Origin of the sequence: Vibrio sp. D404a (assembly GCF_030248535.1) — a bacterium.
Classification (GTDB): Bacteria; Pseudomonadota; Gammaproteobacteria; order Enterobacterales; family Vibrionaceae; genus Vibrio.
The window spans coordinates 1-14,762 of the sequence record NZ_JAHGAJ010000001.1 but is presented as its reverse complement, the minus strand read 5'-3'; the positions used below and the strand labels follow the sequence as shown (position 1 = coordinate 14,762).

Sequence of the window (14,762 nt, the reverse complement as noted above, 5' to 3'; positions counted from 1 at the left end):
AAAAGCTAAGGGATTAAGCTTTCCGAAATAGCGTTCAGGATTAAGCTAACTACTTACGCTTCTCACTCTGAAACGGTAACTCCTCTTTGTAGACCTTCAGCGATAAATGTGGGGAGTGTAAAATGACAGCTCGCTCTTAATGCACTAAGTGCACCTGTTTTGCTACCTTTTGAAAGGACTCCTTCTTTTTACAAAAGGTAGAAATTCTCAAAAGCCAGAAACAAGCATTCAATCGCTAGTGAGATTGGAATATGGTAAGAATACAATCAAAATACGGATCTCTAAGGCCTTACTATCATGAATTTCAGTATTGAACAGTTAGTCACATTTGTAGCCGTCTACGAGGAATCCTCGTTCAGTAAGGCCGCTGCAAGTTTAAATAAACACCGAACAACGGCGAGCCAGGTTATTTCCAATCTAGAAGATCTATTGGCAGTCACCTTGTTCGAAAGAGATGCGCGCAGTGTGAGGCCAACGGAAGAGGGTGAGCTGTTGTATCATTACGCGAAAGTCGCGATAGAACAAACCAATATATTTGATCAAATTGCGTTGAGTTTGGCTAGCGGAAGAAATGAAACGATTAATTTTGCTTACTCTAGCTTGATACCACATGGGGCCCTTTCACAGATCCGCAAGCAACTTGCAGTCGACTTTCCTACACTAAGAGTGAATTATATCGTCCGTAATCAACAAGAAATTGAAGACGGTATCGTCAATGGAGAGTTTCACTTTGGTTTAGTTAATGTTGACCGAAGTCGAGGCGTCTATAACAAAGATGTGACTTTTGTAGGTAATATTCAGTTTTTACCTTTTACCAAAAAAGGCGGCACATTGACTCAAGTGCCTAAGAATCGTCTCGCCGCAACCATGAGAACCACTCGCCAATTTGTGCTTACATCCTTTATAGAAGAAGGGTTAGGCAAACGCGTGATTCTTTCTGCTAATAATGAACAAATTGACCAAATGTCTTTGGTTATTAAGTTACTGCAAGAAGATTTAGGATGGGCCTGGTTACCTAGAGTGCTCTCTGAATCTCCCTATATCACCGAGCACCTAGAGCCACTTCAAATCAATGAGATGAAGTTTGGTATGCGCTTTGGTTTTTCTTTATGGAACCCGCATACAAAGCATGTTCTGGTGATAAAGAATTCAGTTATCAAGGCAATTGACGACTATATCGCGAAGTTCGATGCTCTCGAGCGGTAGAATTGCTCAATAAAGAGTTGAAATAAGATGAACCAATGGGGCCTTCCTAGCCCGTTTAACATTGGATTAGAACGTCTGGGTAATGCGGAAACTATAAACACTTGTTCTATCGACAGAGGCGTTGTATGCCGGATTGAAAATCATCTGATAACCCACGGACGTCTCAACGTTTTTAAATAGATTGATACGATAGAAAGTATCAATGCTCCACTCATCCCTTTCCATAGGGTTATACACTGGCTTCACATAGCTTGCTGCAACCCCAAACATGTCATCTTTCAACGCCACGTTTGTTTTTATGTAGCGAACAGAGCCCTGCTCTTTATATACCGCAGCGTCATCAAAGGCACGACCATAACGGAAAACCGCTATATTATTTCCATCTTTAGTTAACTGCTGTTCATGCTTCACAAACAGACCCCAACCTTCTTCACCAGTACTCCCGCCATTCGCTTTTTCTGGGTCATCAACACCATCAGTGTGCCAAAACGACAGTGTTGAGAAACCAGCCTCTTCATTTAACGGGAATAGCTTGGCTTGTAACTCAACGGCCTTGAAAAAGTCACCTTCAGTGATATCGCCAAAGTTCGTACGATCGCCATACGCATCGGCAATAACAGCACCGAACCTAAATCGTTCCGAAGGATAAAACGCCACTGCAGCACCTAAAGCGGAATCAGGATAAGCAATACTTGGTGCTCCTTGGCTGCCAACGGGCAGAAATGTTGATGTTGCATTGGCATATTTTGAAGAGCCTAGCATTCTATCTACCGTCATTTTACCTAATCGATAGCTCCAACCTTGATCTTCAGATCCGCCTCTCCAATAGAGATCGCGTAAAACAAATGTCGGGTTCGTCGCATCATAAGGATCGGCACTACCAGTCGCACTGCCTATTGCTTGCTGCCCTAACTCTACCGGTGTAAGCAAATTGCCGTACCCCCACCGAGCTTCTACCCCAAACCCTATCTGGCCCGCAGAAGGATCATCATGTTTAACGGCATTCCACGTACCATACAAAGCAGCGATAGTGGCAAGACCAGTATTGTCGAAATCTGGTTTAGTATCACTGGCAACCTGAAACAAAGAGCTGTGAAATCCGGCAAACGCAAACCCGTGTTCATCATAAAGATCTGATTTTTTGTTGTTGAAAGACGAGTAAGAGTCCTCCCAACTTTGGGCGCTAATCAGCGTACTTCGATCATTCACGTCTGCTTGCGCGAGCATTTCCATTTGAGCCTCTTCCGAAGCCAGGGATGGTAGAGCGACAGTCATTGCCATAAGACAAAGTAACGTTGAGTAATTCGATAGGCTTTTATTGTAATTTGTGTCTGTCGCAGCATTATTTTTACTCACCTGCTGGGGAGAGTTTAGATGATACATAAGATTTCTCTCGATAAAGGGAAGTTGAAAGTATTGAAATAGGAGTTTAAGGGCTCGAAAAGAACCCTTAGATTAAGCAGAATTACTCTTCTGAGAGACCGGTAGAAATCAGGATATGCTCTGCAATTTGCTCTGGTGCTTCCGCATTAGGAAAGTGACCAGTGCCCTTGATTTCGACATAATCAGCGTCAGGTGCAATTTTATTAAGCTCACGACCTATCTTTACGTTTGCAACAGGATCATCTTGCGCCCATACAATGCGTAGAGGCTGAGTATCTGTAATCGCATTTAACCAACGATCGGCATAGACGTAACGCTCACGCATGTACAAACTTTGAGCAGCAAGACGCTCCACACCTTGATCACGAAGTAGTAGTTCACTCATTAGATCGATGCGTTCTTCACTCAAGTTGCCAATTGTCATTGATGTCAGAATGTCTGGAATAACTGGAGATGCTTTACGGAATGCCTTAATTGCTTCGAATAATGTCTCGTTACTCTCGGCCAATTTTTGCTCTGGTGGTTCATCAGAGATCCACTGAATGATGCTGCCATTGGTCAGCATTGAGCTTTCTAGGTCAAAACTGAGGCTTCCTTCTAAATGTCTTGCCATCAATTCAGAGTGAACACTCGTCGAAATATCGTGGCTCACAACGTGAGCCGATTTTACATCTAGCTCATTTAGAATCTCTTCCGTAATGTCAGCCATTTCCATTAGTGAGTAACTAAACGCGACAGGCTTGTCACTCAAGCCCCAACCTACATGGTCGAATGTGATCACTCTGGCTTTATCTTTCAGAATATCGACAGTTTCACGCCAGTCTAAGCTTGATGATGGATGCCCATGCAGAAGCACGATAACCGGACCTTCACCCACATCATGATAAAAGATGTTGTGGCCTTCAATCGTCAAGTAGTTACCTGTCGCCTGCCACTCTTTTGCCGCTTGTGACAGTTCCGTATTCTGTGCTTCAACTGACACAGGAACTTGAGAGGTCGCTGCCACAGACAGTCCTGGAATCGCGAGTGAGAAGCCTAAGCCAACAACCAAAGCCGACGCTCTAAACATTTTAACTAATTTCATAATTACCGATCTCATTTCAATTCATTTGATGCCAGTAAGATTTCTGGCAAGAGTTAAGCGAGTACAAGCACTACAGTTCACAAAAGTGTTAGTCATCAACAGAACTGTTTACTTGCGGTGAGTCGCTTTGACGGATGAATAATATGAGGATTTAGGCAACGCGAGTAATCGCTAGCGATTGATGCGATCCATCAATCGGCAATTGTGTTAGATAGGTGTTTTCAAGAAAAGACTTGAGTGCCAGTAGCGGTACAGAATTTGATGTCTGTAACCTAAAACAACTGGACTCAAGAAAAATTGAATAAACGATATCACCTGTCGGGGAAATGAATGGGTTGTTTTTAGGTGGTGCCATTTTCGATCATTGATAACAAATCATTGATAGATTTTAGATAAAAATACGAACTTCAACTCTCGTAACCCCTACCTCACCATCCCCTTCAACCAAGCGACAAACAGATTTACTTTGTCCGATTTCCTCTCAGGGGCAGTGGCCACGTAATAGTGTTGCTTGCAGGTCACTTCGGTGTTCGAAAACGGGACAATCAACTCGCCAGACAAAAGCAGAGGTTCAATTAAGCTGGTTCTTCCCATTGCGATTCCTACCCCATGCTGAGCGGCAAGCACCGCTAAGTCAGAGCGGTCGAAGCTCATTCTTGAATAGTGTTCAACACCTTCGAGGTTGTTCGCATGCGCCCACACCTTCCATTCATCTTCATTTGAGTCGTAATCCCAAGCTTGGTTGTCATGCAGTAATGTGGCGTGGCGCAGTTGCTCTATTGACTCACTTAAGTTCAGTTTCTCGGCATACTCTGGCGTGCATACAGGAATAATGGTTTCTGAAAAAAGTGATTCACACTTAAGGTGTTTAGGCTGCTCGGCATCAAAATAAATCGCAGCATCAATGCCGTCTCCTTGAAGCTTTATGTTCTCATTGCCGGTTAGCAATTTGAGCTCAATTGACGGGTATAACTCTTGGAAACTGAGAATGTTAGGTACTAACCAGCACTGAGCAAAGGAAGGGCGACAATACACCGTCAGCAGCCCTGAAACGTCGCCATTTTGAACATCAAATACATCTTGGTTTAGAGCATCTAACGCTCGGCTCACCGACTCGTAGATACGTTGACCTTCTTCAGAGAGAGTGATTTTTCGGTGGTTTCGAATAAACAGTGGAATACCCAACTCTTCTTCAAGCTTAGTGATTCGATGTGAGATAGCACTGGGGGTCAAGGCAAGCTCTTCCGCAGCCAATGAAAAGGAGCAATGACGAGCAGCCACCTCAAAGGTACGCAGCTTAGATAGTTGAAAGCTGTTTAATCGGTTCTGCTTGGTGAACATATTGTCACTGGTATACATAATTTACCCAAATTTCTACGCCAATTTGATAATCAGCTTACATCATAGGTATGAGAAATTTTATTCCAAACCTCAATTATTCACACCAAATCCTTTTAGATTCAGATTTTGGTTTAATCTATTTCATCCAAATGTGAGTTATCGTCATTTGTCAGCGACCTTAAAGATCTATTTAATAAAGTTAGAAACTATGGTGAATACTAGCTTTATGAAAGACATCCACCTCTATTTGTCACAATGAAAGGTATCAAGATGACGATCGCAATTGACCAACTCACCCAACAATATCCGCTTATTGAAGAGCTAATCTCGCTCAAGGAAACAGCTTGGTTCAACCCTGCTATCACCAGCTTTGACGAAGGATTGCCGCATGTTGGACTTGATCAAAGCGACATTAAAGACGCCAGTGACAGACTGAATCGATTTGCGCCCTACCTCGCCCATGTTTTCCCTGAAACCCGTGAAAGCAACGGTATTATTGAATCTGATGTGGTCACCATCCCATCGATGAAAGCAATTTTAGAAAGTGAGTACGTAACCCATATCACTGGACAGTTGATGCTAAAGAAAGACTGCCACCTACCTATTTCAGGCTCGATTAAAGCCAGAGGTGGTATCTATGAGGTGCTGGTACTCGCAGAGAAATTGGCACTCGATGCTGGAATGCTCAATGAAAGTGATGACTACACACTATTAGCAACCGAACCATTCAAAGCGTTCTTTAGCCAGTTCAGCATTGCCGTTGGATCGACAGGGAATCTTGGCTTGTCTATCGGGATCATGAGCGCAAAATTAGGCTTCTCCGTCTCAGTCCATATGTCAGCAGACGCCAAAAAGTGGAAAAAAGACAAATTGCGCTCTCATGGAGTAACAGTTGTCGAATACGAACAAGACTACAAGACTATGGAGTAGCGGTGGCTCAAGGGCGAAAAGAAGCGGAGAAAGATCCAAGCTGTTTTTTCATTGATGATGAGAATTCGCAGTCGCTGTTTCTAGGATATTCCGTGGCTGGACAGCGATTAAAGCAGCAGTTTTGTGAAAAGAGTATTGTCGTAGATGCTGAGCACCCACTGTTTGTTTACCTTCCTTGTGGCGTCGGCGGAGGCCCAGGTGGTGTGGCATTTGGGTTGAAAGCCGCATTTGGCGATCACGTCCACTGCATTTTTGCTGAGCCTACCCACTCACCATGCATGTTACTTGGCGTACACACAGGGCTTCACGATGAAATCAGCGTCCAAGATATTGGTATCGATAATATCACCGCTGCAGACGGCCTTGCTGTAGGTCGCGCTTCTGGTTTTGTTGGCCGAGCAATGGAAAGGCTGTTAGACGGTTACATCACAATCTCTGATGAACGTATGTATCGCCTACTTCGCCAACTCAGCGAGTTGGAAGACATTCAGCTTGAACCCTCTGCGCTAGCCGGCATGCTTGGTCCGGTGATCTTGACCAACAATAACGAATACCGAGAGCGAATGGGCTTCGACGATATCAAAATGGCTAACGCGACTCACCTTGTTTGGGCCACAGGAGGCGGGATGGTTCCTCAATCAGAAATGAAATTCTATCTGGAACAATCAAGCAACTAACACTTCTTGCCTTTCGGTTGGCCACCGGCGCCAACCGCTCTAGGAATGCTCACAATCAAAAAAGGGGCGCGGTTATAACCGCGCCCCTCATCGTTCAAGTATCTATTTTTGGACAATACAAGGGTTTAAGAGAACAGCTCCGTTCGATTGCGGCCATTTCTTTTAGCCTTGTATAAAGCGTTGTCTGCAAGCTCAAGTGTCGACGATATTGGTGTAGCATCACCGTACCACTGTGCAACACCAATCGAGATCGTGGTACCCTCTTCGAGCGATGTAATATCTGATTCAATTGACAGTCGAATGCGCTCCGCGATCTCGTAGGCAACATCCATACTGGAGCCGTCTAAAAAAATGATGAACTCCTCACCGCCAGAACGACACACAATATCAACATCTCGAACCTGAGCTTTCATCAAATCCGCGGTTTGCTTGAGCAGCAGGTCGCCAAATTGATGGCCATATTTGTCATTTACAGCTTTAAAATGGTCAATATCCAATGCCAGTACAGACACAAGCGAGTCGCTATTTTGAAAGTTCTCGATAGCTCTCTTCAGTCCACGTCGATTTAACAGCCCTGTCATCGGGTCGGTCAGGTTTTCAGAGTGCAGTTTCTCTAGTTGATGAGAAACCAAATTAAAGGTGTTTTCATAACTTAGCTTGAGCTGGGATGCTTCAAAATACCAAGGTTTAACACTGCTCAACTCGCTGGTTACCAGTTGTGTGGTATCGAGCTTATTTACTGTGTTGGCGAGTTGCCACAGTGGCCTTGAGATATAAATTGCAGAAATCCAGATGAAAAACAGAGTCCCAATTCCTACAGGAATAGATTCGAACATTACGTACTGCATTTGAGATTCTAATTCTAAAATCGCTCTATCTTTCGGCGTTTGGGCGACGATCCCCCACCCAGTACTTTTCACCATAGCAAACCCTGACAGCATGGCGACGCCTTGAGTGTTTGTTATCCCCATAGCGCCATCACCTACGTTGAGCACCTCTTCAATCGCCGCGTTCCCCAACACCACTTCACCGATGCGGTTCTTTTGCGGGTGATAGATCAGCGAACGATTTCTGTCGACCACATACAGATACGAACCATCTTTGTAGTTATGGCGACTCAACAAGTTGCTAAGAAGGCTTGAGTCTTCAAGGTAGATACTCCCACCAACATACCCAAGATACCTGTCTTGAGGGGAGAATATCGGATAGGTCATGCTGATAAGATAATTACCCGCAGGCGAGATAAATGGGTCGGAAATCAAAGGTGCTTTTGCTCGCAATGACTGCCTAGAACGTTCAGTAGTGAGTTTGACACCCTTAATGTCCACGCTCACTGGCATAATCGACGCGATCACACCCTCGTCATCCACCACATACACCGAATTGAATGAATCCGTCTGTTGTTTCAGTCTCGTTGTTTCTTGAGTGACAAAGTTGGCATCATTGAGACGAGAAGAGAGCAATTGCGCACTGTACTTCAGTTGAGACATAACTTGCTCAACATACACATCGGTCATTGCTGCCATCTTGTCAGCATATACACGATTTGCTTCTAGGTTCTTATTGATAATAAGTTCGTGTTGAGCTCGGTAGCTCGAGTGGAATACGTTCATCAACGTAATAGCGACACTCAGAATACACAAAGATAAGACAAGTAGTCGTAAGTTAATTCGATGACCAATCACTGACGTCATGCCTGACTTCCATTGAAAAAAAATACCCCCCTATTTCTTGGATGATATACATCACCAGATAGGAGAGTATTATAAAGAATTTAAATTTATAAAATATATTACCAATAGTGATTCGCTAAGTAAAAACAAATATAATCAGAATGAGATTTCAATCTTATTCGAGATTAAATAACAATATATGTTGATATTAAAAACAGCCAAATCATTTAAATGTCAAACTAAAATCTCGGGTAAGCCAAGGTTTTTGCACGCCTGTCTCAAAAGTGAACCACATCTTAGTATTTGAGTTTAATGATCTTTTTCATAGTCGAACATAAAAGAAACCATACCACTTAAGGGTTAGGAAATACCGGGCACAAGGCTTATTGATAACTTGTTTATACCGCAAGCCCACTATTTAATGACCTCGCATTCAGATATAACACTTGATGGGCCGTCTCCATTAGCATATTTATTCACAATAAATACTGGTAGTCACACTTATATTTATCAAGCCAACATGACTGGTTAACATGTTTTTATTTGTTTCCATACGTTTCATTTATTCAATCAATAATTCCAAATTCGCATGATAACTTTCCCCTTCAATTGCCTTGGTTTTTCATTTAATGTGATGAAACTTGTAATCACCAGCGGCCAAAGACGTGAACTTAAGACAACTCGAAATCTTTTATGCGGTAATGAAATCAGGCACCGTCTCTGGCGCAGCTAAAACACTTCATGTATCACAGCCGAACGTCACGCGCGTGTTATCTCATACTGAGCAACAATTGGGGTTTGCACTGTTTGAACGTATCAAAGGGCGACTGGTTCCAACCAAAGAAGCGCACCTTCTACTTCCTGAGGCTGAAAAAATCTACCAACAGCTTGGGCAATTTCGTAACCTAACCAACAAGATAAAAGCCGGCGATAAGCACCTAACCATTGGGGCGCCTCCTATTTTGTCTTCCACTATGTTGGCCCCACTGATAGCTCAAATATGTAAAAGTGGTGACTACACCATTGAAGTATCAACAGGAAACCAAGACGAGCTGTGTGATGCCCTGTTAAAAAATCAAATCGATCTTGCGATTTGTTTTGGTAACGATGCCCCTAATGCTTTGGTACAAAAAACATTGGTGACATCTGAAATGCGCGTGATCAAACCGCTTTCACTAGCGGCATCAGAGCCCGTAAGTCTTCAGCAACTCCTTTCAGGCCAAAACACGCTGATAGGTTTAGACAGCCGAGACCCATTAGGAGCTCAACTCGACCAAGCAATACATACGCTGATGCCAGACTACCACCCAAAAGTAACGGTAAGAAACTACAGCTCCGCCGCGGAACTGGTCGCCCAAAACGTTGGTTGTGCCATCGTAGATCCTTGGACCGCACAGCAATACCAAGGCCGAGTTAGTTGTATCAATCTAGACCCCGCTATCGATATCTCTGTCTCTTTACTTTATGCCGAGCATGCGCCATTAAACATCGCCGCCAGAGCGTTCGTACAACAGTTAGAGAACAGCCTATAACCTCTTGTTATAGGCTGACAACAAATAAGCATTCGATATACATACCCTGCCCTTTTACTGTGGTTGCACACACCACCGTATAACAAGGATGCACAATGTCTATCGCTCAACCCTACCTACTTTTCTTAGGCGACGTCACTGACCCAATTTCAGCAAAAACGGCCCGAGGTATTGCACTTTGGCGACCAGAATTGTGCATCGGAGAGTTAAGGCTTACTAAAGAGACCGTCTCTCTAGGCTTAAATGAATTGACGCTAGAACAAGCACAAAGTCAGGGCGCCAAGACGCTAGTCATCGGCACAGCCAATGCGGGTGGCGTGATCCCAGAATCTTGGAAGAGCACCCTTATAAAAGCGGCACAGCTAGGCTTTGATATTGCTTCAGGTATGCATTCACGACTAGCCGACATTCCTGAGCTTGCAGAGCTTCAAACCGCAGGCCAAACCAAACTTCATGATGTGCGCCATTACGATGCGCCGTTGGATGTTGGTACGGGCTTCCCTCGCCAAGGAAAACGTGTCCTTACCGTGGGAACAGATTGTTCTGTCGGAAAAATGTTTACCGCTCTGGCACTAGAGAAAGCATTACAAGACCTAAACGTGAGTGCTCAATTCAAAGCAACGGGACAAACGGGGATTCTCGTTGCAGGAGATGGTATCTCCATTGACGCTGTAGTCGCCGATTTTATTTCGGGTGCGGTAGAAGCCATCAGCCCAGACTTCAATGATCATGATTGGGACATCATTGAGGGACAAGGCTCACTATTTAACCCCTCTTTTGCTGGCGTGAGTTTAGGGTTGCTCCATGGCGCTCAAGCTGATGCTCTGGTCTTGTGTCATGAAGTAGGACGACCTCACATTCGCCATCTTCCACATTGTAAAGTCCCTTCAATTTCTGCCACGATAGAAGCAAACTTGATAGCAGCAAGATTAACCAACCCTAACGCAGCATTGGCAGGGATTAGTCTCAACACATCGGCGCTCAATGATGATGAAGCCAAAATACTTTGCGCCGAGTGGCAAGAGACCTATCGAGTACCTGTTACCGACCCTGTACGTTTTGGTATTCAGTCTATTGCCCACAACCTGAATACCAAATTTTAATTGGTGAGAACGGATCATGTTAATAGAAGCCAAGGCACACAGTATTGAACTCGCAACTCCTTTTGTTATATCAAGGGGTGCTCGAACCCACTGCCACACCGTAAGAGTGACAACGTCACATAAACAACAGCAAGGTACAGGCGAATGTACTCCTTATCCTAGATATGGCGAAAGCGTTGAGTCAGTCATTGCCCAAATAGAAGCCTGGGTACCCGAGTTAGAAAACCTTTCACCTCAAATGGCCAAACAGCGATTGCAAAACATGCCAGCGGGCGCCGCGCGCAACGCCGTCGATTGTGCTCTTTGGGACTTGATTGGAAAGGTAGAAGAGACCTCATTTCCTTCGCCACATTTCCATGTCGACAATGCGATTGAAACCGCTATGACAGTATCGATTGGCGATGTCCATAAAATGGCCGAACAAGCAGCACAGTATGTCGAGCAAGGCGCATCACTGCTCAAAGTAAAACTGGATAGCGAAGCAGTAATTGAACGTGTCGCAGCGGTCAGATCTGCCGCCCCCAATTGCAAGATCATACTCGATGCAAATGAAGCTTGGGGCTCTCTCAATTTAGAACAGTTATTCGAACAGCTCGCCCCTTTTGATATCACCATGATTGAGCAACCTTTACCGTCAGGGGAAGACCATCCCCTAGCCAGTATTAAGCACCCTATTCCACTCTGTGCAGACGAAAGCTGCCACACTAGAGCACAACTTGCCGACCTGAAAGGGCTTTATGAAATGGTTAATATTAAACTCGATAAAACAGGTGGGTTAACAGAAGCGTTGCTCTTGGAAAAGCAAGCTCGCGAAAACGGCTTCTCTATTATGGCTGGTTGCATGCTGGGTACGTCGATCGCAATGAAGGCCGCTTTGCCAATTGCAACCAATGCAGAGGTGGTTGATTTGGACGGCCCGGTATTGCTTGGAGGAGATGTTGAAGACGGACTTAAATATCACTCTGGAAAACTGCACCTATAGCCTTTTCATCTAACCGAGATGTTTCGTTAGCTGCCCTCAACACAGGGCAGCCTTGCTTTCAATAGAGTGGGGACTCAAGTGAGCTAGTTCGCCCATTTCCAAAGCGGCGTGTCGAGTATTCCCTGCCCCGGAATGCAAGTTTCACCCAACTGTTTATCTAAGAAGATAGAATTACATTCAGGGTGCTCTTCTAACGTCGAGACTAAACGGGAAGCATGAGACACCACCCAAACTTGCGCCACTTCAGAAGCTTTAATAATAAGTCGCCCTAGAGCTGGGAGTAAATCAGGGTGTAAGCTGGTTTCCGGCTCGTTCAATACCAACAAAGAGGGTGGCCTTGGGGTCAACAATGCAGCAACAAGCAATAGATAGCGAAGAGTTCCGTCCGAGATCTCGGATACTTTAAGTGGTCTTAATAACCCCTCTTGGAAGAACAACAGTGAGAAGCGGTTGTCTTCACCTTTAGTGATTGAGATTGTTGCTCCGGGGAAAGCGTCGTCAATCGCTGCCGCTAACGCTTCTCGATCACCAATTTCATAAATGGTTCTCAGTGCAGCGAGTAACCCATGCCCCTCATGATCAAGCACAGGCGTAAACGTACCAATTCTAGACTGACGAATGGGTGAGTCGACATCAGTACGGAACTGATCGTAGAAACGCCAGAGTCTGATTTGTTCTCTCACTCGGAAAATTTCAGGTGCACTGCTCGGGTCGGCAAGCTCTGTAAGAATACTATCGAGCGTTGAAAGATGGTCGGCATGCACACGCCAAGAGCGGCCCTCGCGAATCTTCACTATCGGGCCCTGCCTATCGACTAAACAGCTTGCAGGTCTGTATGACGAGCCCACCCAAATACACTCTCTGCGAATAACTGGATCAAACTGAAATAGCGTCGGGTCAGGGTTGTCACCAGTATCAGGAGACGGTAGCCCTAGTGAAATACTGTAACTGAACTCTTCGCCAGCGAAGCCAAACTCCAGCCGTGTCGGTTTTCGCTTTTTGTACGCCCCTTGAATTGGTGCCGTACCTTGAATCATCTCGCGCGATAACTTTTCTGGCCCCGCCCAAAAAATGGACTCCAAACCGCCACTTTGAGCCAATGCAGAAATCAAGTTTCCGTCCGCAGTTTCGCTGAGCAGTTTTAGTGCTTTGTAGAGGTTTGATTTACCACTGCCATTAGCGCCAGTCACCACATTTAAACTCGACAATGGTGCTACTATCTCTTTTAAAGAGCGGTAATTTTTAATCGCAAAGGCTTCAATCACGGCATTTCCTTCAAGGTTTTGTTTAAGCTATCACGCTAGTGAAATCAAAAATGTAGAGAAGAACATCAACCTACATACCCTAAAATCTATAAGGCTTACGCCGATTTCAAGGCATACTTGCTTTCATAAAACTGTTGCTGCTCTTCAATCGCCATCAAACTGCACGTTTTACACATTCGAACTTTATCAAGCTTGTACTTTAAACAGCATGTTTTCCTTCGTGCAAACAGTGCATAACCACTTTGGTTTGAGGTCGATTTGATCTCCACCAAACTATTCTTCTCACCTAATATTGAAAAGAGCCACTTTTCAACAGTCTCGCTTTGGTCATGGCTCAGACCATTCTTGCGATGATCAGACAATCGAGTGAAGCCTTGCGCTAGAGCGTTGCTCAAGTTGCCCCAAAAACGTTTTCTATTCACACGTTGCTCGGCAAAAATAGGCTCTAGTTGAGCCCCAATATTAGCGACAACTTCAGCAAGTTTTTTATCTAACGCTAGGTCACTCAGAGCTCGGCTGTCTTGGTTTTCGAGCGCGATGGTATTGATTCTACCATTAGGTTCGATGTTTAAATGAATCGCCTTCGCGTCTGTCTCTGGAACAATCCCATATTTCCAGCGCAACGCGACCAAGGTCGGAAAAATCAGCTCGACAAGCTGTTTGTGCCATAAAGATGCGCATACCGCAGTCCCTAACTGAGTGTGCTCAGCATGTAGAGACATCAGCTGTGCGAAGGATTCGTTTAGCCAAGTATTCAAGTCGATATTTTCGTCGCTAAGCACTTTGAGTTCATGGCGTTGATCAACCTGCATTAATTCGTTTAACGCCAGCTCTAGCGAGTAGTGTTTTCTTTCCCCCCATAAAGATTGCAGGTGGTTAAAGTCCGTTGTGGTAAAGCCCGATGAAACCACCTTTAAGGGAGCGGCCTGGATTGATTTGATTTTCATTCTAAAACTTAACTTTGTTGTTCACAGACAAACTGTGCATTATCTATTTCACACTGTATGAGATATCGATACTGTATTCGCGCTGCTTCCATGTGACGAAATCGGGTGCAGCAGGAAACGGTTCCGCTTTTCGAACAAGCTTAATTGCGGCACGATCAAACTCACGAACTCGAGAAGGCTTCGCGATTTTATAATCTTTGATCATCCCCAATCTATCGAGGGTAAATACGACCACCACTACGCCCTGTTTACGCCTTGATTTCAATATCTTAGGCGTCACCTTTTTAGAAAGTAGGTGCTGGCGAATATAGTAGTCAAACTGCGCTTCATCAGCGATACCGCCCGCTTGGTTCCCTGCACCGGTTTCTTTTTGCTGAACGTTTTGCTGCTTCGAACCGTCTACACCTTGCTCTCCAACTTTCTTTTGCGCGAGCAATTCAGGGGAAGGTTTAACCTTGGCTTCTTGAGGTTTTGGTTCGACAACTTTCTCTTTGGGCTTTGGCTCAACTTTACGCTCTTTCGCTGGTGGTTTTTCTTTCGGTAACGGTTTCTTTTTCACTGACTCTTTCTTTTGCACCTCTGGCTTTTTTACAGGTGCTTTTTTAGGAACCGCTTGTTTTACTGGCTCTGGCTCTGGCT

Annotated in this window: 11 protein-coding genes and 1 pseudogene; 5 read left to right on the top strand and 7 right to left on the bottom strand. The window is 44.7% G+C overall.

All coding sequences use genetic code 11. The features are described from left to right. The first annotated feature begins 297 nt into the window (after window positions 1-297). Window positions 298-1,206, top strand: a complete 909-nt coding sequence (locus KI655_RS00060) for a LysR family transcriptional regulator (RefSeq protein WP_285400681.1) — start codon at window positions 298-300, stop codon at window positions 1,204-1,206. Window positions 1,207-1,272: 66 nt separating this feature from the next. Here KI655_RS00060 and KI655_RS00055 read toward each other — a convergent pair whose 3' ends face one another. From KI655_RS00055 to dsdC, 3 genes are all read right to left on the bottom strand, one after another. After that, on the bottom strand, window positions 1,273-2,589 hold the full coding sequence (locus tag KI655_RS00055) for a carbohydrate porin (protein ID WP_285400680.1): 1,317 nt from the start codon (window positions 2,587-2,589) through the stop codon (window positions 1,273-1,275). Between the two features lie 82 nt (window positions 2,590-2,671). Beyond that, on the bottom strand, window positions 2,672-3,673 hold the full coding sequence (locus KI655_RS00050) for an alpha/beta fold hydrolase (RefSeq protein WP_285400679.1): 1,002 nt from the start codon (window positions 3,671-3,673) through the stop codon (window positions 2,672-2,674). A 423-nt stretch (window positions 3,674-4,096) separates the two neighbouring features. Further along, window positions 4,097-5,032, bottom strand: a complete 936-nt coding sequence (gene dsdC / locus KI655_RS00045; protein WP_285400678.1) for a DNA-binding transcriptional regulator DsdC — start codon at window positions 5,030-5,032, stop codon at window positions 4,097-4,099. A gap of 252 nt (window positions 5,033-5,284) precedes the next feature. On the opposite strand from dsdC, the pseudogene dsdA reads away from it, so the two are divergent. Beyond that, window positions 5,285-6,621 (top strand): annotated as a pseudogene (dsdA, locus tag KI655_RS00040) (D-serine ammonia-lyase). Window positions 6,622-6,746: 125 nt separating this feature from the next. Here the strand turns inward: dsdA and KI655_RS00035 are convergent. Beyond that, on the bottom strand, window positions 6,747-8,315 hold the full coding sequence (locus tag KI655_RS00035) for a sensor domain-containing diguanylate cyclase (protein WP_285400677.1): 1,569 nt from the start codon (window positions 8,313-8,315) through the stop codon (window positions 6,747-6,749). 644 nt (window positions 8,316-8,959) lie between these two features. Here KI655_RS00035 and KI655_RS00030 point away from each other — a divergent pair. From KI655_RS00030 to dgcA, 3 genes are all read left to right on the top strand, one after another. Further along, window positions 8,960-9,826 carry a LysR family transcriptional regulator gene (locus tag KI655_RS00030; protein ID WP_285400676.1) on the top strand — a complete coding sequence of 289 codons (867 nt, stop codon included), beginning with the start codon at window positions 8,960-8,962 and terminating at the stop codon, window positions 9,824-9,826. Window positions 9,827-9,921: 95 nt separating this feature from the next. Continuing rightward, on the top strand, window positions 9,922-10,929 hold the full coding sequence (gene dgcN / locus KI655_RS00025) for an N-acetyltransferase DgcN (RefSeq protein ID WP_285400675.1): 1,008 nt from the start codon (window positions 9,922-9,924) through the stop codon (window positions 10,927-10,929). Window positions 10,930-10,945: 16 nt separating this feature from the next. Next, window positions 10,946-11,911 carry an N-acetyl-D-Glu racemase DgcA gene (gene dgcA, locus KI655_RS00020; RefSeq protein WP_285400674.1) on the top strand — a complete coding sequence of 322 codons (966 nt, stop codon included), beginning with the start codon at window positions 10,946-10,948 and terminating at the stop codon, window positions 11,909-11,911. An 83-nt stretch (window positions 11,912-11,994) separates the two neighbouring features. Here dgcA and KI655_RS24130 read toward each other — a convergent pair whose 3' ends face one another. The 3 genes from KI655_RS24130 to KI655_RS00005 all read right to left on the bottom strand — a co-directional run. Continuing rightward, window positions 11,995-13,176, bottom strand: coding sequence for an AAA family ATPase (locus KI655_RS24130; RefSeq protein WP_285400673.1), 1,182 nt, complete (start codon window positions 13,174-13,176; stop codon window positions 11,995-11,997). 95 nt (window positions 13,177-13,271) lie between these two features. Beyond that, window positions 13,272-14,123, bottom strand: a complete 852-nt coding sequence (gene fhuF / locus KI655_RS00010) for a siderophore-iron reductase FhuF (RefSeq protein ID WP_285400672.1) — start codon at window positions 14,121-14,123, stop codon at window positions 13,272-13,274. Between the two features lie 43 nt (window positions 14,124-14,166). Beyond that, the coding region (locus KI655_RS00005) for an energy transducer TonB (protein WP_285400671.1) at window positions 14,167-14,762 on the bottom strand (596 nt) is incomplete at its 5' end.